The organism is Paraburkholderia sp. RAU2J (assembly GCF_003634845.1).
GTDB lineage: Bacteria > Pseudomonadota > Gammaproteobacteria > Burkholderiales > Burkholderiaceae > Paraburkholderia > Paraburkholderia fynbosensis.
Genome location: NZ_RBXG01000001.1, coordinates 3,621,248 through 3,641,682 on the forward strand (window position 1 = coordinate 3,621,248; position 20,435 = coordinate 3,641,682).

At 66.5% G+C, this 20,435-nt stretch carries 12 protein-coding genes; 4 read left to right on the forward strand and 8 right to left on the reverse strand.

The genetic code is table 11. From position 1 onward, the window contains the following. Nucleotides 1–320: 320 nt before the first annotated feature. The gene (locus tag B0G69_RS16500) at nt 321–1,616 is read left to right on the forward strand and encodes an EAL domain-containing protein (protein ID WP_121318655.1); all 1,296 of its coding nucleotides are present in this window, start codon (nt 321–323) and stop codon (nt 1,614–1,616) included. 18 nt (nt 1,617–1,634) lie between these two features. Here B0G69_RS16500 and arfB read toward each other — a convergent pair whose 3' ends face one another. Beyond that, nucleotides 1,635–2,039 (reverse strand): alternative ribosome rescue aminoacyl-tRNA hydrolase ArfB, encoded by a 405-nt coding sequence (gene arfB / locus B0G69_RS16505; protein ID WP_121318658.1) that lies wholly within the window; start codon nt 2,037–2,039, stop codon nt 1,635–1,637. Between the two features lie 175 nt (nt 2,040–2,214). On the opposite strand from arfB, the gene B0G69_RS16510 reads away from it, so the two are divergent. Continuing rightward, nucleotides 2,215–2,856 carry a VC0807 family protein gene (locus B0G69_RS16510; protein WP_121318661.1) on the forward strand — a complete coding sequence of 214 codons (642 nt, stop codon included), beginning with the start codon at nt 2,215–2,217 and terminating at the stop codon, nt 2,854–2,856. A 255-nt stretch (nt 2,857–3,111) separates the two neighbouring features. Here the strand turns inward: B0G69_RS16510 and B0G69_RS16515 are convergent, their stop codons facing one another. The 3 genes from B0G69_RS16515 to recC are packed head-to-tail and all read right to left on the reverse strand — an operon-like array spanning nt 3,112 to nt 12,385. Continuing rightward, nucleotides 3,112–5,307: an AAA family ATPase gene (locus B0G69_RS16515; RefSeq protein ID WP_121318663.1), complete on the reverse strand. Its 2,196-nt coding sequence runs from the start codon at nt 5,305–5,307 to the stop codon at nt 3,112–3,114. Next, nucleotides 5,304–9,002 (reverse strand): exodeoxyribonuclease V subunit beta, encoded by a 3,699-nt coding sequence (gene recB, locus B0G69_RS16520; protein WP_121318665.1) that lies wholly within the window; start codon nt 9,000–9,002, stop codon nt 5,304–5,306. The genes B0G69_RS16515 and recB overlap by 4 nt, the downstream gene beginning before the upstream one ends. Beyond that, entirely contained in the window at nt 8,999–12,385 is a 3,387-nt protein-coding gene (gene recC, locus B0G69_RS16525; RefSeq protein ID WP_121318667.1) for an exodeoxyribonuclease V subunit gamma, read from the reverse strand. The genes recB and recC overlap by 4 nt, the downstream gene beginning before the upstream one ends. 203 nt (nt 12,386–12,588) lie before the next feature. Between recC and B0G69_RS16530 the strand changes: the two genes are divergently transcribed. Beyond that, nucleotides 12,589–15,030, forward strand: coding sequence for an FUSC family membrane protein (locus B0G69_RS16530; RefSeq protein ID WP_121318669.1), 2,442 nt, complete (start codon nt 12,589–12,591; stop codon nt 15,028–15,030). Between the two features lie 37 nt (nt 15,031–15,067). Here the strand turns inward: B0G69_RS16530 and B0G69_RS16535 are convergent, their stop codons facing one another. Then, nucleotides 15,068–15,277, reverse strand: a complete 210-nt coding sequence (locus tag B0G69_RS16535) for a hypothetical protein (RefSeq protein ID WP_121318672.1) — start codon at nt 15,275–15,277, stop codon at nt 15,068–15,070. Between the two features lie 213 nt (nt 15,278–15,490). Then, nucleotides 15,491–15,964 carry an Lrp/AsnC family transcriptional regulator gene (locus B0G69_RS16540; protein WP_121318675.1) on the reverse strand — a complete coding sequence of 158 codons (474 nt, stop codon included), beginning with the start codon at nt 15,962–15,964 and terminating at the stop codon, nt 15,491–15,493. Nucleotides 15,965–16,101: 137 nt separating this feature from the next. On the opposite strand from B0G69_RS16540, the gene B0G69_RS16545 reads away from it, so the two are divergent. Next, on the forward strand, nt 16,102–16,773 hold the full coding sequence (locus B0G69_RS16545) for a cysteine dioxygenase family protein (protein WP_121318678.1): 672 nt from the start codon (nt 16,102–16,104) through the stop codon (nt 16,771–16,773). Nucleotides 16,774–16,807: 34 nt separating this feature from the next. Here B0G69_RS16545 and B0G69_RS16550 read toward each other — a convergent pair whose 3' ends face one another. Together B0G69_RS16550 and B0G69_RS16555 are read right to left on the reverse strand one after the other, a co-directional pair. After that, entirely contained in the window at nt 16,808–19,453 is a 2,646-nt protein-coding gene (locus B0G69_RS16550) for a mechanosensitive ion channel family protein (RefSeq protein WP_121318680.1), read from the reverse strand. A 304-nt stretch (nt 19,454–19,757) separates the two neighbouring features. Further along, nucleotides 19,758–20,405, reverse strand: coding sequence for an NAD(P)H-binding protein (locus B0G69_RS16555; RefSeq protein ID WP_121318682.1), 648 nt, complete (start codon nt 20,403–20,405; stop codon nt 19,758–19,760). Between the last annotated feature and the right edge of the window lie 30 nt (nt 20,406–20,435).

Here is a 20,435-nt window from a genome sequence, read left to right on the forward strand (position 1 = left end):
AGGCATGTGTGTGCGAAACGCTCGCGCGCGATGCCTGCAACGCCATGCCGGACAACGCTCGACGACCAGTCCGCGTAGCAATTTCCCGGGTCCGGCGTCTGTGATTACCCGCACATTCATGCGAATTGCAAACTGCTAGACTCGATTTGACTAATTTCGCCGGAGTCCAGCATGGCTGGCATCGCTCTACGCGTTCCTGAGCTCGACCGGTCTCGCCCTGCTTACGCCGAGGCTGTGCCTCCGTTGCGCGCCGCATGGATGTGCGCGCTCCGTCACCCGCTTGCCGCGACGTCTCCATGCCCAATCCCTCGCCCGCCTTTATGCCAACTGTCAGCGAAGTGACCCTGAGCGGCCTGCTCCCGCACCTGGTGCGCGGCGAGTCCGGATGGACCGCGACGTGGCGCGCGTTGACTTTGCACAGCGTGTTCCAGCCGGTGGTGTCGGTCACGCATCAATGCGTGGTCGGCTACGAGGGGTTGCTGCGCGCCTTCGATCCGGTCGGCCTGCCCGTCTCGCCCGAAGTGCTCTTTTCCGGCACCCGCTCGGCCGCCGACGCGCGCGAGCTCGATCGCATCGCGCGTTGTTTGCATGTCGCGAACTTCATGGAGCAAGGCATCACCACCGGCTGGTTGTTTCTGAACACGCGCCCCCAGGTGTTCGAGACCGGCTGGCCGCAGCGCGCCTTCATCGACGAGTTGTCCGCGCATTTCGGGCTGCCGCAGGAGCGCATCGTGATCGAAGTGCTCGAGCAACCCGCCGACGACGAATCCGCCGTCGCGAGCATGCTCGCCGCCTCGCAACCGCGCGACTTCCTGATTGCCATCGACGACTTCGGCACCGGGTTTTCGAACTTCGACCGCGTGTGGCGCTTTCGCCCCGACATCGTCAAGCTCGACCGTTCGCTGGTGGCGCGGGCAGGCAAAGGTGAAGGCGACAATTCGATGATCAGCCATCTGATCGCGATGCTTCATCAGTCCGGCACACTGGTGCTGGCCGAAGGCGTGGAGACCGACGAGGAACTGATGATCCTGATGCAGGCCGACGTCGATTTCGTACAGGGCTTCTGGCTCGGCCAGCCGAAAGGTTCGGTGCAGGCGGCCTGCGCGAAGGTGCCGGCGCTGGTCGAGTCGATCTGGAGCAAGTTCGCCGCTTACGAACGCGAGCACGCCGGCCATCCGCGGCTCGGCTTCGAAGGATTCGCGCAAGCGGTGCTGGCCGCCGCCGAAGAGTTCAAGGCAAGCGGTGATCTGCGTCAGGCGGCGCAAAAAGTGTGGCATCTGCGCGAGGCGCGCCGGGTGTTCATCACCGACGGACAGGGCGAGCAGACGCAGTCGTCGGTCACGGCCACCTCGGTGCCGCCGCCTCCGTTGCGGCTCGCGCCGCTCTACTCCGAGACGCGTAGCAACTGGTCGCGGCGCGCCTATTTCAAACACGCGCTCGCCGCACCGGGACGCGTCGCGATGATGGGGCCGCACTATTCGCTGGCTGATGGTCAGGACTGCTACACCGCGGCGATTGCGTTCGAACGCGATGGCATGCATGTGCTGTGCGTCGACTTCGTGCCGAGCGCGTTGAATGCGGATGGGCATTCAACGGGGCGGGGGGGCAAGCGGTAGTTGCCAGCGTGCTGCTCGCTAGTCATCGACCCGGCCGCGGCCGGCTTTGATCTCGCCGCGTTTTGCCTTGCTGTCGAGACGGCGCCGGTTCGACGCGCGCGTTGGCCGGGTGGCGACACGCGGCTTGCGCGTCACGCTGACGCTTTCGATCAGTTCGTCGAGCCGCGCCAGCGCCGCCGCGCGGTTCATCTCCTGCGTCCGATGCTGCTGCGCCTTGATGATCACCACGCCGTCACGCGTGAGCCGATGATCGGACAGTGCGAGCAGGCGCATCTTCAATACCTCCGGCAGCGACGACGCCTGCACGTCGAAACGCAGATGAATCGCGCTCGACACCTTGTTGACGTTCTGGCCGCCCGCTCCTTGCGCACGCACTGCGGTCAATTCGATTTCGTTCGGCGGGATCGGATAGCGGGATGTCATGAGAATGGTTCGAGGTGGGAAACGTCAGTGTACACAGCGTAGGTGGGGACCGCGCACAGGCGCTCGAAAGCCGTGCACTCCCGCCTGTCGGGCGCATCGGCCCATGGAAAAAACGATTTGCACCGCCTTCGCGTGTTCATCGATACTGCGTTCTCCATTTACAGCGCAAATTCATATGAAGCTCCGACCTGGTTTCGTGGTCGAACTGGCCGTCAATTTTCTGCTGCCGTGGCTCGCCTACCGGTTTTCGCTGCCGCATGTCGGCGAGACCGGCGCATTGATCGCCTCCGCCGTGCCTCCGATCGTCTGGAGCCTGGTCGAGCTGGCGCGCTTCCGACGCGTCGATGCGCTTAGCGTGATGGTCCTGGCCGGCATCGTGCTGTCGATCGCGGCGATGGCGTTCGGCGGCAGTCCCCGTGTGCTGCTGTTGCGCGAGTCGCTGGTGTCGGGCGCTGTCGGCGTAGCGTTCCTGCTGTCACTGCCGTTGCGCCGTCCGCTGATCTTCTATCTCGCACGCGCCACGGTCGCCCGCGAAATGGAGGGTGGCGCCGCCCACTTCGAAGCGCTATGGCGTGAGCGGCCAGGCCTCGCCTCGTCGATGCGGCTGATGACGCTCGTCTGGGGCGTGGGCCTCACGTGCGAAACCGCCCTGCGTGCGTGGATGGCGCTCACGTGGCCGATCGGGCGCTTTCTGGTCGTGTCGCCGTTCATCGGCTACGGCATCTACGGCGGCCTCGCGCTGTGGACGTTGTGGTATCGCAAGACGATGCGCAGTCGCGTCGATGGACGTGTGCAGCCGGATGGGATGGCGGGATGAGTCGGACCCTGGCAGTTTGAAACGGTTTGAGGCGTGGGGCTTGAATGCCTGGACTCGCGCGTTCATTCGCACACACACTCTCTCTCGCGCTGGCCGAGCACGTTGCCCGCTCGCCGCGTGACCTAGAGCGATTGGCCGCGCATCTACATGGTCCGCGCCGGCAACTCCGAAGCATGCTGTGGCCGTGCAACGCGACCCGAACTCCGGCGCTGTCCAAACCACGCGTGAACGACGCGCCGCAACTCCGCCCCCACCTCACTTACCCTTGTACGCCTCCGCAATCCGCGTCGCCAAACCCGAATCACGCTGCGTCGGCGTAGCGATCGCCTGCGCCAGCACCGCGCGCGCGCCGACCACCTCAACACGCTCCCTCGCGCGCGTAATCGCCGTGTACACGAGCTCACGCGACAACACCCGGCTGAACACCGACGGCAACATCAGCACCGCGTGCTCGAACTCCGAGCCTTGCGACTTGTGAACCGTCAGTGCGAAAGCGGTATCGTGCGGCGGCAGCGCGGCGGGCGACACCGCTCGCAGGCCGCCATCGCCGGTGCGGAAATACACACGCAGCGCACCACCCGCACCCGGTAACGCAATGCCGATGTCGCCGTTGAACAGACCGAGCGCGTAGTCGTTGCGCGTGACCATCACCGGACGCCCCGCGAACCATTGCGCGCCCACCGCCAGCGTCACACCCGCGGCGCGCCGCACCTGGGCGGCCATTGCTGCATTCACCTGATCGACGCCACGCGGGCCCGAGCGGGTCGCGCACAGAATGCGGAAGCGATTCAATGCGTCGAACAACGGCAACGGGTCCGGCGTACCGGCGGCGAGCGCTGAAGCGAGCGCGTCGGCATAAGGGGCGAAGCCTGCGGCAAGCCGTGCGACGGTGCGCTCGGCCAGCGTCGGCTGCGTGTCTTCGTGCAACGCCGCCGGGCAGGTTTCGGCAGGATCGATCAGTAGAACGTCGAGCGCCGCGTTCGCTGAGCCGCTGCGAATCGCGAGCGACAGACGGCCGATCGGCGATTCGAGGCCGAACCGGTAGTTACGCTCGAGCCAGACGACGCAATCGGCCAACGGGTTGCGAGCGATGGATGCCGATGCCGTCGAAAAAGACCGCGACGAAGACGCTGGTAACGCGCGCTGATCTTCGACCGGAGCGTCCCTGGCACTGTCGAACAGATCGCCCGCCGGCTGCCGGTCGAACGCATCCGGCTCCGCGGCGTGCGCGAACAGATCGTCAGGCGGCGCGCCGAAATCGTCCGGCGTAGCGAACGAGGCGAAGAAATCGTCGGGCGCCGTATCGAGGTCCCGCGGCACTTCCGGCAACGCCCTTTCGAGCCGCGCCGCCTCGATGCCGAGCGCCGCCGCGATCCGCTGCAGCCCGCTCGCCGTGAAGGCCGGCCGCGCGCTCAGTTCGGCGAACACCGCCCCGGCCTCGACGGCGGCAAGCTGGTCCTTGTCACCGAGCATCACGAGACGCGTTTGCGGGGCAATCGCGTCGAGCAGATGCGCGGCCATCGCGACGTCGATCATCGACGCCTCATCGATCACGACGACGTCGTACGGCAGCGGATTGTCGCGATGATGCCGGAAGCGTCCCCCCGGTCCGGAGCCGAGCAAACGATGCAAGGTGTACGACGTCTGCGGCAAACGCGCGGCGAGTTCGGGCGGCAAATCGCCGGCGCGGGCGAGCAAGGCTTCCTGCATCCGCTGCGCCGCTTTACCGGTGGGCGCGGCGAGCGCGATCCGCAAATCGGCGCGGGCATCGAGCAGGCACGCCAGCACGCCGACGACCGTCGTGGTCTTGCCGGTGCCCGGTCCACCGCTGACGATCGTGAGCCGCCCCGACAGCGCCATGACCGCGGCGACACGTTGCCAGTCGACTTCGTCGTCTTTCGGCGGACCGAAGTAGCGCAGCAGACGCGCGTGCAAAGTCCGGGCGTCTGCTGCGGCATCAGGGCCGGCACCGGCATCGAGACCGGTTCCCGCCACCATCGCATCACGCGCACGCCCATCGCCCCCGTCCGCATGCGCCACCAGCGAACGCGCAAGACGCCGCTCATAGTCGTAGTACCGCGCCAGATACAAGCGCCCTTGCCCGTCGATCACCAGCGGCCGCAACGCCGCAGCGCTTTGCGAACCGTCGCTCACCATGCCGCTCTCAAACAACGCCGCGCGCACTTCGGCGCGCGACGCCTCGAAGCGCCGCGCCAGCGCCGCAAGCGGCACGCATACATGGCCTTCTGCCGTCGCACGGCTCGCGGCGAACGCGCCCCGAGCCGCCCACTTCACTGCATCGGCCGATGCACCGCCGCGCCGCGCCAGCGTACCGATGCGGCGCGCGAAACCCTCGGCGAGGGCAATGCTGAAATCGGCCGGCGCGGGCAAATTCACGCCGATGTCGTCGAGCTCCAGCGGTGTCGACGCGCGCTGTTCGAACGTGCTCATGCGACACCTCCGATCATCGCCGCATCGAGCAGCGCCACCAGTTCGAACGCGGGCCGCCGCGTATGCACACCGGCAGGACCGTCGGCATCGCGCCATTGCGGACGCACGCCGCGCACGAACAGATACAGATAGCCGCCAATGTGCGTGTCGTACGAATAATCGCGCACCCGCGTTTTCAGATAACGATGCAGTGCAACCGTATAAAGCAGCGCCTGCAGGTGATACGCATGGCTTGCCATCGCCGCTTCGAGCGGCGCGGCGGCGTAGTCGGCGGCGGTATCGCCCAGATGATTCGACTTCCAGTCGACGATCCAGAAGCGTCCGTCGTACTCGACGATCATGTCGATAAATCCTTTCACGAAGCCGCGCAACACCCCCGGCTCCAGCGCGACATCGGGATAACCGTGTTCGATCAGCAACTCCCGCAGCGCGGGAAAATCGAGCGACGGTGCGGCGAACAGAAACTCGAGCTCGTTCAGACGCCGGCGCGGATCGAGCCTCGCCAGCGCCATACCGGGCACGAGTTCGGTGGCGACCACATCGGCAAGCAGGTTGTGCATCATCGCGGGCAGCCGCACGGCGAGTTCGGGCACGGCGGGCGCGGGCCGCTCGCGCAACGCGCCGCGGATCGCATCCGGCCACGTCGAAGGATCGGTGAAATCCGCGAGCTCGAACATGCGATGCAGACAGTCGCCCGCCGCCGCACCGCGCGGGAACGCGAGGATGTCGTCCCCGGCGTGCGACGGCGCTTGCGCAACAGGCGCGGAGACGGGCATGGCCACGAGTGCATCGGCGATCTCATCATGATCGGGCCGCACCTCTTCCACTGGCGTATGCGCCGCCTCGGCTTTCCCGCCCGCCGCGATCAGCCCGCTGAAGCTCGCCATGCGCCACTGATCGCGCAACGGCCGGCGATTGGCGCGCGCCTGCATCTGCGCGCCGTGATCCTGAAGACTTTCCAACGGCGTGCGGCGCGCTACTTGCGGCAGCGGCTGCAGCGTGATCGGCCCGCTCGCCAGCGCCTGCCAGCGTGCGGACAATGTGACTTCGTCAGGCGGTTCGGAGAGCCAGTCGTCGAAGCTATGACCACCGCCGCCCACCAGCCAGTTCAGCACGCTGCGGCGCGACTCTTTGGTCGAACGCGACGACAGGTAAGTGCCCGCAACCAGATAGCAGCGATACACCGCGCGAGTCAGCGCGACATAGACGAGCCGCGCCCGTTCCGCCGCCTGCTCGCGCATCGCGTAACGTGACGCGCGCTCGGCCTGCTCGTCGTCGCAACCGTAGTGAAGCACCGCCTCGCCCGCTTCGTCGTGGTACTCGCGTGCGTCCGGCAAGCCGGAGGACGGCGGCTCGCGCAACGCGCCGTCGTTCAGAAACAGACAGAACACCACCGCATACTCGAGCCCCTTCGATTTGTGCACGGTGACGATCTGCACGAGATTGCGGTCCGACTCGAGGCGCAACTGCGCGTCCTCGCCGCCGCCCTGCGCGCGCTGCGCGGCGAGCCAGCGCAAGGTCGGCGCGATGCCTGGCTGCGTCGCGGCCCGCGCCTGCACGAGTTCGGCGAGATGGTTCACGTTCGTCAACCGGCGCTCGCCGTCCGCACCCGCAACCAGCCGTTGCGCGACGCGCAGCTCGCGCATCAGCGTGCGCCACATCACGGCGAAGCCGCGCTCGTGCCACAGCGTGCGATAGCGCGAAAAACGTTCGACCCAGCCCATCGCGTCGGCCGCATGCGCGGGGTCGTCGGCGACCGATGGCGCGTCGGCAACCTGCTCGAGCCGCCACAATGCGGCGGCGTCGAGACCCAGCCAGTCGGTGGCGAGCGCGGCGCGCAGCCGGCGCAGATCGCCGGGGGTATCGACGGCGGCCAGCACGCGCTCGATCTGCTCGGCATCGAGCGTCGCGAACACCGACGCCTGCGCGAGTTCCACGCTGCCGACGCCCCACGCCGCCAGCACGCGTTTGATCAGACTGCCCTGCTTGTGCGTTTGCACCAGCACCGCGATGTTGCCTGGCGCGAGCGGCGCGTCGCCGATCGTCACCGTGCCTTCGCGCGCGCTGCGCAACAGCCGCACGATTTCGGCCGCGCACGCTTCGCTTGCTTCGCGCTGCGCGTCGCGCTTGGTCAACACGGCGTCGCCTTGCGGCAAGCTCCAGACGCGGAAATCGCCGGCGCTCGCGTCGGGATCAGCGAACGGCGGCCTGCGCCGCTCACCCGCGCGCACCGGTTGATAGTCGAGGCCGTCGAGCACGAACGCCTGCGGATTCGCTTCGAAGAGCCGGTTGCAAGCGTCGACGATCGGCGCCGTCGAGCGCTGATTGACGGCCAGCGTGTAGCACGCCGAGGCCGCCGCGCGCGCCGCCAGATAGGTGTGCAGATCCGCCGCACGGAAACTGTAGATCGCCTGCTTCGGATCGCCGACCAGAAACAGCGGCCCGGCCGGCGCGAAGATGCGGCTGAAAATCGCGAACTGCAGCGGATCGGTATCCTGGAACTCGTCGATGAGCGCAGCGGGATAACGCGTGCGCAGCGCATCGGCAAGCCATGGATGAGCGGCCAGCGCGCGATACAGATTCGACAACAGATCGTCGAACGACACCACCCGGCGAGTGCGCTTGCGCGCGACGAGTTCGGCTGGCGCGTAGTCGAGCCACGTCTGCACGAGTTCGAGCCAGCGTGCGCGCTGCGCGGCTTCGGCCGCGGCCACGGCGGCCGCGAGCGCCTCGGCGTGTTCGAAGAACGGATGCTCGGGCGGCTCGAACTTGGCCTTGGTGGCCTTCTTCAACGCCGACACGGTGAGCTTCAACGCGGCCTTCGGCGGCGGCGCATGGCAATCGCCCTGCGCGAAATAGTCGGTCCATGCGGCGACCGCGGCGCTCACGTGATCGGGCTTGTGCGTGGTCTTGCTGAGCCGTTCCTGCGCCTGCGCAAGCAGACCGATAATCGCGTCGCGCTCCGCCTGCCAGAGCGCGCAGGCGGCATCGAAGCCCGCATGCGGATCGGCGCTGCCGCCGCTTGCGTCGACGCTGCCCCAACGCAATTGCGCCAACGGCTTTTTCAGACGCCGCGCGAGTTGCTCGTCGAGTGAAGCGGGACCGGCGCGTTTGGCCACCAGCCACGCGGCGAAGGCGGGATGCGCATGGGCCGTCGGTTCGACCTGCTCGCGCCAGAAATCGGCGGCCATTTCGAAGCGCAAGGCGTCGTCGTCGGCCTCCATCTCGAACGCGAACGGCATCGCCGCGGCGAATGGCGCTTCCTGCAACGCACGCTGACAGAACGCGTGAATCGTGTGAATCGCCGCCTGATCGAAGGTGCGCAAGGCGCGCCGCACCACCTTCAGCGCGGCGTCGCGTTCGATGCCGCGCTCCGGCGCGAGCGTCGTTTCAAACAGACGCCGGATGAACGGATCACCGCCGTCGTCGTCCATCCCGATCGCGCGATGCAGCTCCGCGAGACGGCCGCGAATGCGTTCGTGCAGCTCCGCGGTCGCCGCCTTCGTGAACGTGACGACGAGGATCTGATCCGCGTTCAAATTCTTTTCGAGCAGCAGCCGCACATACAGCGCGCAAATGTTCCATGTCTTGCCGGTGCCCGCCGACGCCTCGATCTGGTTGACGCCGTCGAGCGAACAGGCGAAGACGTCGAGTTCCTCGGCGACCAGCGCATAACTCTGCACGGCGCCGCTCATGATGCGCTCCGCAGATGCTGGATCAACGGCTTGAAGACGATGGCCGCGAGGCTGCCGAACGGCTCGTCGAGCGTGAGCGGCGTGCCGCGCAACGCGATGCGCAGCGCGGGGTCGTCGGATTCGCCGCGTACGCGGTCGTTGATCCACACACCTTGCGCCGCCGACTCGCTTTCGCTGACGCGCGTCCATGCGCTCTTCGGAAAAAAGCGCAGCGGCAGCATGCGCCCCGCCCTGAACAACGCGGCGAGCGGCGCGAGTTCGTCGAGCGGCGCGGCCACCGGCGTGAGCTCGAAGCTCTCGCCACTGCCATGCCACACGGTGCGGCGCGGCCCGTCCGGGCGCGCGGCGCAATAGACCAGATGCGCGAGCCACGCGGACAGATAGTCTCGCGCCGTGGCCTTGGCGTAACGAAAAATCACCTGTCCCGTTCCGCTCAGCAGGTTCAATGTGCCGTGCAGTTGCAGCGGTGCTTTCGCGGCCTCGCGAAGCGCCGCGTCGTGCGGGCCGAACAACGCGCCGGCGAGCTCGCCGCTGTCGGGCCAGCGCGGCGCGATGTCGAGTACGAACGGCAAACGTTCGACACCCTCGGCCAGCTCGCGGCGCACGCTCGCGGCAAGCTGATGCAACGCGCCGAGTTCGCGCGCGCGCCACACCGCGCCGGTCGCGCCACCTGGCAGCTCGGGACTGGCCGCGGCGACGCGGCGCACGCGCTCGACCATCACCGCGTCGTCTTCGGTGTCCGCATCGAGCAGCACGGGCAACAGGCGATCGGCCAATGCATCACGTCCCGCGTAGTCCAGATCGAACGGCTCGGTGTCGAGCAATTCGCCCTGCGCATCCGACAGCACGATGCCGAGGCGATCGCGCAACAACGCCCGCGCCGGATGTCGCCAGAAGCGCACGAATTCGTCGAACGCAATGGGCACCGCGTCTTCCGGCGGCAGTGGGCGGTCGAAGAACGGCGCGGCGGCGGGATGCTGTGGCGCGGCCAGCAATGTCGCCAGTTCGGCGCGATCCGCGTTATAGGTGAACAGCTCGGGCTGCGCGGAAAAATAGTCCGACGCGAACGCCTGCAACGGATGATCGACGATGAACGCATGGCGCGCGCGCTCCACGTCGGCGGGACTCGCATCCTCGCCCGCCGACGTCTGCGCGAGATAGTCGAGCAGTTCGTCGACCAGCGCGGCCGGCGGCAACGGCGCGTTATCGCGAATGCTGCGGCCCGTGTACGCGATGAAGAGCCGTTTGCGCGCAGCCAGCAGCAGATCGAGGAACAGATTGCGCTCGTCGTCGCGGCGCTGGCGGTCGCCGGCTTTGCCGAACGCGGCCATCAGGTCGAACTCGTCGGCCCGCGCGAGGCTCGGCAGCACGCCGTCGTCCATGCCGAGCAGGCAGACGACCCGGAACGGCAAGCCGCGCAAGCTCGTTAGCGACGAAAACGTCACGCTGCCCCAGGGCACGCCACCGCGCGCAGGGTCGTCGAGCGCTTCGGTAAGCGCGCCGCGCACCACGGCGGCAGGCAGCATCACGTCTTCGGCGCCCGCTTGCATCGCATCGCTCATCTTGTCGATCGCGTCGCGCACGGCGGCCAGCGAGTCGGCAAACTCGACGCCACCGTCGAAACACTGGGCCAGCGTGTCGAGCAGCATTTGCGACCACTCGGTGGGCGTGCGCTCGATCGCGCAGTGCGCCGCGAAGCTGTCGATGTCGTCGACGAAACGCGACAGGCGGCCGAGCAATTCGGCATCCGAGCCGTCGGCGCCTTCGACCGGCAGCCATGCATCGACCGGTTCGCCGCCGTCGGGCATCGCATAGCCGAGATAGAGACGCGTGAGCGCGTCAGCAAACGTATGACGGGCGATCGGCACGTGTTCGCCGGTCGGTTCGAGCGGCGCGAGCCCGCGCCGCGCGCCGGCTGCGGCGAGCCATTCCTGCGCGGCTTCGAGCGAGTTCGCATCGATGCCATAGCGCACCGCGATCGCATCGACCCGCAGCCATTCGATCAGGTCCGGCGCCCCCACGCTGCGCTCGGGCAACGCGAGCCAGTCGAGCAACAGGCGCGCAACCGGATTGGCCTGCGACGGCGGCAAACCGGTGATCCGATACGGAATGCGGCGCGTATCGCCAAGCGGCGTGGTGCCGAACACCGCGTCGATCAACGGACCGGCCGCAGCGAGATCGGAAACCGCGACCAGCACGTCCGACGGCTGCAGATCGTCGAACTCGTCGAACCAGCCGAGCAGGCGATCGTGCAGCACTTCGAGCTGTCGCGACAGGCTATGACAGACGTGGACCTCGATGCCGCGCTCGATCGGCAACTCGTCGGCGTCGGTCTCCACGCGCAGATCGAGCATGCCGTTCTGCACGGCGGCGAGCCAGCTCGGCTCCGGGTTCTCGGTGAAATCGCCGGTCTCGCTGGACGCGGCGCTCTCGGTCAGCTCATGCAGCATGTGCAACTGCGCCTGAGTCTGACGGCCCCATTCGGCAAGCAGCGGATGGCCGACTTCCTGATAGTCGAGCTGGCCGGCGGCGTCGAGCGCCTGCACGCGTCCTTCGCTGACGACGTCGAACCAGAACTCGCGGCACGGGTTCATCACGTAAAGACGCACGTCGACCCAGCGCGACAGCGCACGCAGCAATGCAACGTGCAAAGGCGGCATGGTGGGCAGCGCGAACACGCTGACCGCTTCCGGCCAATTGGCTTGGGAGATCGCCTCGAGATCGAGCCGGTCGATTTCCTCCAGGAAACGATAGGCGGGCGGCAACGCGGCAGCGGGCGTCTGGGCATTTCCCGCGAGCCCGGCCACTTCGGCGAGCACCGCACGCCACAGCGCCGCCTGCCAGCGCTCGTCCTCACGCGCCGCTTCGCTCGCGCCGGTAAGACGCGGACCGCTGTCGTCCGCCGCGCCGCTCGCGAAGATCGATCCGCCCTTCTGCCATTGCAGCAGCCATTCGGGGCGATAGGTCAGATAGTGGTCGAGCACGGTGGCCACGCGCCGCGCGAGTTCGAAGCGCATCGACGCGTCCGCCGCGTCGAGATAGGTACGCAGACGCGGCGACGCATTCCACGGCAATGCTGCGTCGGCTTCACCGAGCAAACGGTAGCAGCGCCACACGAGCCGGTCCGGCGCGAACGGCGAATGCCTCGGCACTTCGATCACGCCGCCGATCTGCGTCCACAGCCATTGCGCGAGATAACCAAAGTTGACGTTCGCGCAGATGCCCTGGCGGTTCGCGATATCGAGCTCGAGCCGTCGCCGCACGGCGGCGCTCGGGACGATCACGGGCTGCGCGGTCCAGGGGTCGGACGGTGCTTGCGCGAGGTCGTCGAGCAGCGCGCCGACAAGCGTTTCGTAGCGGTTCGAGTAGAAGAGCTGGAGCATGGATTCCGGGTGAGACGGGCGGCGAAAGCGCGACGCGCGGGCCGCGTCGGGCACTGAAGCGACAGCATAACAAACGCGCTCCCAAGGCAGAACCTGGCCAATCGGATGAGGTCGAATCCCGCGCAAAATAAGTTAGACTCGACGGCAGTTCAGGTCCGCCCCCTTCAACCGTGTTTGCTCCGTGAATGGAATCCAGGTAGTCGATGCGCTATTCGGTTGAGTTAAGAAAATTCCTTTATAGCCAGTACTTTTATGGCGGCCTGCGCATCGCAGTCGGTGTGTCATTACCGGCCATCCTGTGCCTGATCGTGTTTCACAATCGTGAGCTGGGCTTCACGATCGCCACCGGTGCGCTCGGCGCGTGCGTCGTCGACATGCCGGGTCCGCTCAAGTACAAGCACAACGAGATGCTGGCGTGCACGGTGATCGGCTTTCTGTCCGCGCTCGCCACCGGCCTCGCCACGGTCAACCCGGTCGCGCTATGGTGCACGGTCGTGCCGCTCACCTTCCTGCTGTCGCTGATCGTCGTATACGGCAACCGTTGGCCGCAGATCAGCTTCGCCACGCTGTTCATGATGATCATGACGCTGGAGGAGCACTTCACGCCGATACAGGCGCTCGTCAACGCGTCGTGGATTCTGTTGGGCGGCCTCTGGTACACGTACTGGTCGACCTTCGTGAGCCGCTGGATGCTGCATCGTATCGAGCAGCAGGCGCTCGCCGAAAGTGTGTTCGCCTGCGCCGACTATCTGCTTGCGCGCGCCGCGTTCTACGACATCGACAACGATCTCGACGAGTGCTACCGGATTCTCGTCGACAGGCAGATCGCCGCGGTGGAACGTCAGGACGCCGCGCGCGACATCGTGCTGCGCAATCTGCCCAGACTCAAACGCGGCAAGCTCGAACCGCGCCGCGCAATGCTGTTCAATCTGTTCATCAACACCGTCGACCTTCACGAATTGTTCGTCGGTGCGCACACCGATTATTCGCTGGTTCGCAGCACGTTCGGCGGCTCCGATCTGCTGGTGTTCTACCGCGACCTGATTCGCAAGGCCGCCGAAGACCTCGAGGAAATCGGCCTCGCAGTGCTGCAGAACCAGGCGCCGCGTGCGCGGGTGAACGTCAAGGCGGAATTGCGCGCGATCGAGTTTGAAATCGAACTGTTGCGCAAGCAGGACCTGCCGGCCAAAAACCCCGAAGGCTATTCGGCGGTGTCGTCCAGCTTCCGGCGCATCTGGAGCGCCACGCGGCTGATCGACAAGATGCGCAAGAGCCTGTCGAGCGAGCCGAGCGCGACCGAAACCGAGTTGCGCATCGACCAGGCGTTGAGCCGTTTCGTGTCGAGCCGCCGCGTGCCGTTCGGACAGATTTTTTCGAACCTGACGATGGCCTCGCCGAGCTTCCGTCACGCGCTGCGCGTGACGATCGCGGTGGCCGTGGGTTTCTGGCTCGGCCGCCTGCTGCCGCTCACCAATGCGTACTGGATCGTGATGACCACCGTCATCATTCTCAAGCCCGGCTATTCGCTCACCAAGCAACGCAATGGGCAGCGGATCGTCGGTACGCTGATCGGCTGCGCGGCGAGCATCGCGCTGATCATCTTCGTGAAGGAACCGCACATCGTCATGGTGGCGATGTTCGCGTCGATGGTGATGAGCTACAGCCTGCTGCTGTTCAACTACACGGCGAGCGTCGTGTTCACGTCGTCGTATGTGCTGTTGCTGTTCCATCTGCTCGCGCCGGGCAGCATGCGCATCATCGGCGAACGCGCGATCGACACCGTGGTCGGCTGCGCGATCGCGATCGCGGCGAGTCATCTGTTCCCGTACTGGGAATACCGGCTGATGGGCAAGCTCGTCAACACCATGATCAGTGCGACGCGCCACTACCTGGAAGCGAGCTGGTGGTGGAGCGGCAAGCCGGCCGCCGCGGTGGCGGCCGTCGTGACCGAAGCCGGCGCGCGCGCGCCCGCTGCGGCGATGGCCGATCCGGCGATCGGCTTCGCCGGACCCGCGCTGGCAACGGCGGGCGCCCCGCAACCGATCGCCGACGCCGGCGCCAACCCAGGCATCGCCACCGTCAGCAATGCGACCGCCCGGCCGGCGGCGGGCGCCTCCGCTGCCGCCGCGGCGGCGGCCACTGCACTTGATCGCGACTACAACTACCGGCTCGCGCGCAAGAACGTCCATGTTGCGTTCGCCAATCTCGGCCAGGCGTTTCAGCGGATGATGCTCGAGCCGAAGTCCGCGCAGATGTTCGTGCCGGAGTTGAATGGACTGCTGGTGCGCAGCCACGTGCTCGCGTCGCAGATCACGGCGGCCGCGCCGCTGTTGCGCACTTCCGCGCAGCAACAGCAGCGAGTCGAAGACGTCTCGCTACAACCGCTGCAGCGCGCGTTGAGCGTCGTGCGCGACAATCTTACCGAAGCCGAAGCCGGCACCCCATTGCCTGCCGAACAGGCCGAGCAGATCAAACTGCTGAGCCGCGATCTCGATGCGATGGTGGTCGAAACGGAGAAGTCACGGGACTATTCGACGGAGGCCGTGCATGACATGAAGTTGCTCGCTCATCAGTGCAAGCAGATGCTGGCGGCGGCGGCGCTGATCCGCAAGGATGCCAGCATGATTCGCTTGCCGGAAGAGTGAAGCGGCAAGCACCGGCACGCGCGTGGCGCGCGTCGTGTTACTGCGCCGCGCCGCTGGCCGGCTTGAGGGCGGCCGCCGCGGCAGCCGCTTCCGATGAAATCGATGGCGCCGCCGTGTTCTGGCTGTCGAACTCGTGCTTTTCGCGGATGGCGTTATAGAAGATCGTGGCGATCACCACCAGTATCGCAATCACGATGAAGACGGCAACGCCAAAGGTCGGGTTCTTCTTGCGCGGCGGTTTGTTCATGAGACAGGCTCGGTTCGCGAAGCGGTTGAGGATGGTTTTGACGAACGCGGCATTCTACGCGCACTGAGCTTGCACATGGCTTGCAACGGGGCGGCAAGTGACGCTTGGCCGAGGGGCTTGCCCATGGTTGACTCGTGAATTTGCGAATCAACACCGGCTTGCCATTCGACGCAGCAAGTGCCGCACCCGCCCCAACGTGAAGGAGGCGCTTGCCTACGTCACTGCCGAAGCGCGCACCGGCAACGCCGTCGAATACTTGATCTGCTCCATCGCAAAGCTCGAACTCACGTCGTACAGCGGCACGGCGGCAATCAACAGTTTGTAGATCCGGTCGTAATCGTCGATATCGGACACCACCACGCGCAGCAGATAATCGGTCTCCCCGCTCATCCGGTACACCTCGACCACTTCCGGAATCTCCTCCACGGCACGCGTGAAGGTTTGCGCCCACGCCTCAGTGTGCTGGTTGGTGCGCACGGCGACGAACACCGTCGTCCCCACGCCAAGCTTGCGCGCATCGCAAAGCGCCACCTGCGCCCGAATCACGCCCGCTTCTTTCAGACGCTGCAGCCGCTTCCAGCACGGCGTTTGCGACAGGTTCACGCGCTGCGCCAGTTCGGCGATCGGCATGGTCGCGTCTTCCTGCAGCAGTTCAAGCAACTTGCGATCGATGATATCCATTCCCACTTCGACACCCCCATAGGAAATTATTCTACTTTTAAGACCTCAGGGGGAATTATATGGAAACTCTTTCTTCGGTCAAACAGGTATAAATATCGCTATCCCACAGAACCGGCGAGCAGCCCTGCCGCTGCGCCACGACCATGAGCCACGACTCCCCCGCAACCTCGTTCGACCGCTTTCACGATTACCGCTCGCTCCTCGCGCAAGCGGCTCGAACCACGCCATCCCAACTGTCAGGAGAAACGTCATTGCACGTTCTTCAGCGGGCGCCACTCGCGCGTCTGTGCGATGCGCTCGACGCGATGTTCGAAGCCTGCGTGAAATTCCCGGAGCCGGCGCACTCGACGTTCTTCGCGCGCAGCATGCGCCTTGCGCTCGCCGAAGCGGCCGCGGACCCGGCGTTTCTCACACCGGCGCAACGTGAAGGCTCGGCGGAGAACTACCGGCGTCACCTGCTAGCCGCCGATGCGCATGGCCGTTATGCCATCGCCGCGCTGGTGTGGCAGCCGCGCCAGATGAGTCCCGTGCACGCGCATCACACGTGGTGCGGTTATGCGGTGCTCGAAGGCACATTGAGCGAGACGATCTTCGAATGGGACGGCGCGCGGCATTGCGCAAGCGCCACCCGCGTGCAGGCGCGCAAACAGGGTGCGGTGTCGTTCGTGCGTGGCGGTCGCGGCGGGATTCATCGGCTGGGCAATGACGGCGAGGCGCCCGCCGTCTCGTTGCATATTTACGGCGTGTCGGGTGCGCAGATCGCTACCCACGTGAACGACGTCGTGCGCGCGGACGCCTCGCCGACGCTGGTCTGACAGACACTCGTCGCCGCACCGCCCGGACTTTCCATCAACTCTTGCCGCCCGCTTCTCCCGCCGTGGGAATCTGCGGTGGAATCGGCGCAGTGCCGGTCGGCGGCGGCGCCGGACGCGGCTCGTGCGACACATCGCGCGCCACGGCCAGTGGCGCATGCATGGCATGCGTCGATACGCCGGCCGCCGCCTCGACAGGCTGATGCGCATGCCCGGCAAACCCGGCCATTTCGTCATCCTGCAAAGGCTGCCCCTCGCTATCCTTCGACGACGTATAGACCCGCATCTGCGGCACCGGAATCTCGATCCCCGCTTCGTCCATCTTGCGTTTGAGCCGCAGGTTGAACGCGCGCGCCACGCTCCATTGCTGTAGCGGCCGCGTCTTGATCTGCCCTTTCACGACCATCCAGTTCGGATCGAAACGGTCGAGACCCCACACTTCGATCGGTCCGAGCATCTCGCGACGGTAACGGAAGTCGGCCATCAGATCCGCACCGACCTCGCGAATCAGTTGCGTGATCAGATCGACGTCGGTGGAAAACGCCATTCGCACTTCGAACACCGCATAAGCAAAGTCGCGCGACAGGTTCTTGACGATCTTGATCTGCGAAAACGGAATCGCGTGAATCGCGCCCTGGCCGTCGCGCAGGCGCACGGTGCGGATCGACAGATGCTCGACCGTGCCCGCATGGCCGCCGTCCACGTCGATCCAGTCGCCCACCGAAATCGTATCTTCGATGATGATGAAGAGCCCCGTGATCAGATCGGTCACGAGCGACTGTGCGCCAAAACCGATCGCGAGACCGATCACACCGGCGCCCGCCAGCAGCGGCGTCACATTGATGCCGAGGTTCGCCGCCGTGACGATGCCCGCAATCGTCATGATGGTCACGAGCAGTACGTTGCGCACGAGCGGCAACATCGTGCGCGCGCGCATGCTCGGACTGCGCGACTTGGTGCGCGGGCCGGCCGGATTGAGCGCTTCGGTAATCGCGGTATCGACCAGAATCCACAGCAGCCACGCAATGAACACGGTCGCGACGATCGCCGTCACGGCATGCGCGATACCGCGCGCCGCGACGTTCTGCTCGACCATCGCGGCAAGCGACACGCCCCACAGACGCGCCGCGAGTTCGAAAAAGAACAGCCAGATGAAGAGCGTGAGCAACGTGCCGAAAAACCGCAACAGCCGCGTCAGATACGGCGACCGGCGACGGGCGCGCGCGCTGCGCGGGCGCGTCATGCGCAACACGATGGCCGACAGGAAAAACGCCAGCACCAGCAACAGCGCGGTCACCACCGAAATCTGCAGCACGTTTTCGCTGGAACCCGAACCGCCGAGCGTCGCGACCACCGACGCCGTCGCCAGTACCAGCACGGGCACGTGCCAGAGCGCGGCGAGCACGTCGAACGCGTCGGTCGCGGCCTTGTGATGGTGGCGCTGCTCGTAGGGCCGGTTGCGGATCAGATGCGCGACCGGCCGGCGAAACGCGAGCGCGAAATAGCCGGTCAGCACGGCAGCCGTCATGTTGGCCGCGGTCGAAATCAACGCGGCGAGATTCGAGCCGAGCTGGTGCGCGACGTCGTAATTGACGGCCGCATCGCCGAGCGCGCCGCACACGCCGACCGCGAACAGCAGACGCCGCGCATGATCGATCAGCAGACCCACCGCGATGCGCCGATGCCCCGAGCCGGACAGCGAGAACATGATCAGGCAGATCGCCGAAAACACCGCGCCCGCGACGATCGCATAGGCGACCACCATGCCGAGCGTGCGGCCGAGCGCATCGGGCATCGCGCGCACGAACAGCAGCGCCGCGACGAAGGCGATGATCCACGGACCGACACGGCGCAGCGCGAAGACCAGCAGTTCGCGCGTGGTCGGATTCGGATTCAGCTGCATGACGATGCCAAAGCGCCGGTACAGCCGGTATTGCAGATAGATCAGCGCGCCGGCGCAGGCGCCCCAGCCAACCAGCATCGCCAGCATCGAGAACAGCACGCGGCCGAAGCTCTCGCGCCCCTGGCTGGTGATGATCGTGTATAGCTCGTTGCCGGCCGCATTGAAGCGTCCGCCCCAGTAGCGCACGGGCGTGCGGCCCTGATGCACGTCGGCTTCGAACGACGCGATGCCCGACGCGATCGCGCCGAGCAGACCGGGACTCGGTTGCGCGGGCGCGGGCGTGGATGGCGCGACGTTCTGCGAGACGTCGCGCAGCTTCTTGAGCTGGGTGACGAGCGCGGTGCGCTGGCGGTCGTTGTCGAGCGTGGCGATCACACTGTCGAGCGAGCGGGTCAATTCCGCCTGGCTCGCGGGCGACGGTGCGGACGCCCCGTCGGGGGCCGACGCGGCCGACGCGACTGGCGTGGGCGTCACCGTCGCGCTGTTGATCAGGCTCTGCAAGGCCGGGATCAGCGGCGTGCTGCTGGGCGCACTGGCCGGTGCGCTGGTGGGCGCGCCGGCAGCCAGCGCCGACACGGGCAGCGCGCCGGCGCACAGGATCAGCGCGATGCCGAGCGCGGCCATCCATGCGCCGAACCATGCCGCGACGCGCGCGCACGCAGTCGGGCGCGTGCCGGAGCCGGGTCGGTCTGAGAAAAAATGAGGGACGGCGCGGGTCGCCGGCTGCCCGCCGTTGGACGGCGTAGCCTCGGACTCACGCCGCGACGGGCATGACTGCATGGCAATCCGTAGGAAAACGGGAGTCGCCAGTGTAGCCGCAGTTTTGCCCGGCGCGCCCGAACATGCGTAACCGAATGTTAGGGCGCTTGCGCGGGCTTGGAAAGCACACCATGGCGAGCTCGCCTTCCTCGCGGTGCGCTTTACGCTATCGGCGTCGCCGCGGCGCGCCGCGTGTGACGCAGCGGTGTCGCGGCGCCGCCTTGTCGACTTGCCGCTGCCATCGCGGACCGGATCGCCCGCGCTCCCCCACGGGGACGGTGAAAACACCGCATGCTCGCGCCGCCCGCCTTCGCCGGTGTCCGCGTCAGTAGGCGACCGTCGCGATCTGACGAACGAAGCGGCCCTGCTCCAGTTCATCGACGAACGCGATCGCGTAGTCTTCCGCGGAAATGCGGCTGTTGCCTTCCGCGTCGGCCAACAGCGTGTTCGCGCCGGTGCGGAACTGGCCGGTGCGCTCGCCGGGGGCGATCAGCGCGGCCGGCGCGAAGAAAGTCCAGTCGAGGTCAGTGATGCCGCGGTAGTAGTCGAATGCGTCGCGATGGGCGAGCGCAATCGCCTTGTACACGTCGGGAAACCCGTCCGTATCGACCAGTTGCTTGCCTGGGGCGACTTCCAGCGTACCCGCGCCGCCCACCACGACGACGCGCTTCAACCCCGCCGCGCGCACGCCTTCGACGAGCGCGTGAGTCGCCTTCGCGAGCGTCGCGAGATCGTCCTGCGGCGGAGCGTAAGCGCTGGCCACGACATCGTGGCCGCGCACCGCGGCGCCGACGCTTGCGGCGTCGAGCAGATCGGCTTGCGCCGCGTGCAGATTCGCCACGTCGGTCGGCACACGCGCCGGATTGCGCGCCAGCGCCGTCACCTGATGCCCGCGACGGGCCGCTTCCGCGGCGATCCGCGACCCGATCATGCCGGTCGCACCGAACAACGCGATCTTCAGTTGCTTGCTCATTTTCTAACTCCTGTGATGAATTTATATGTA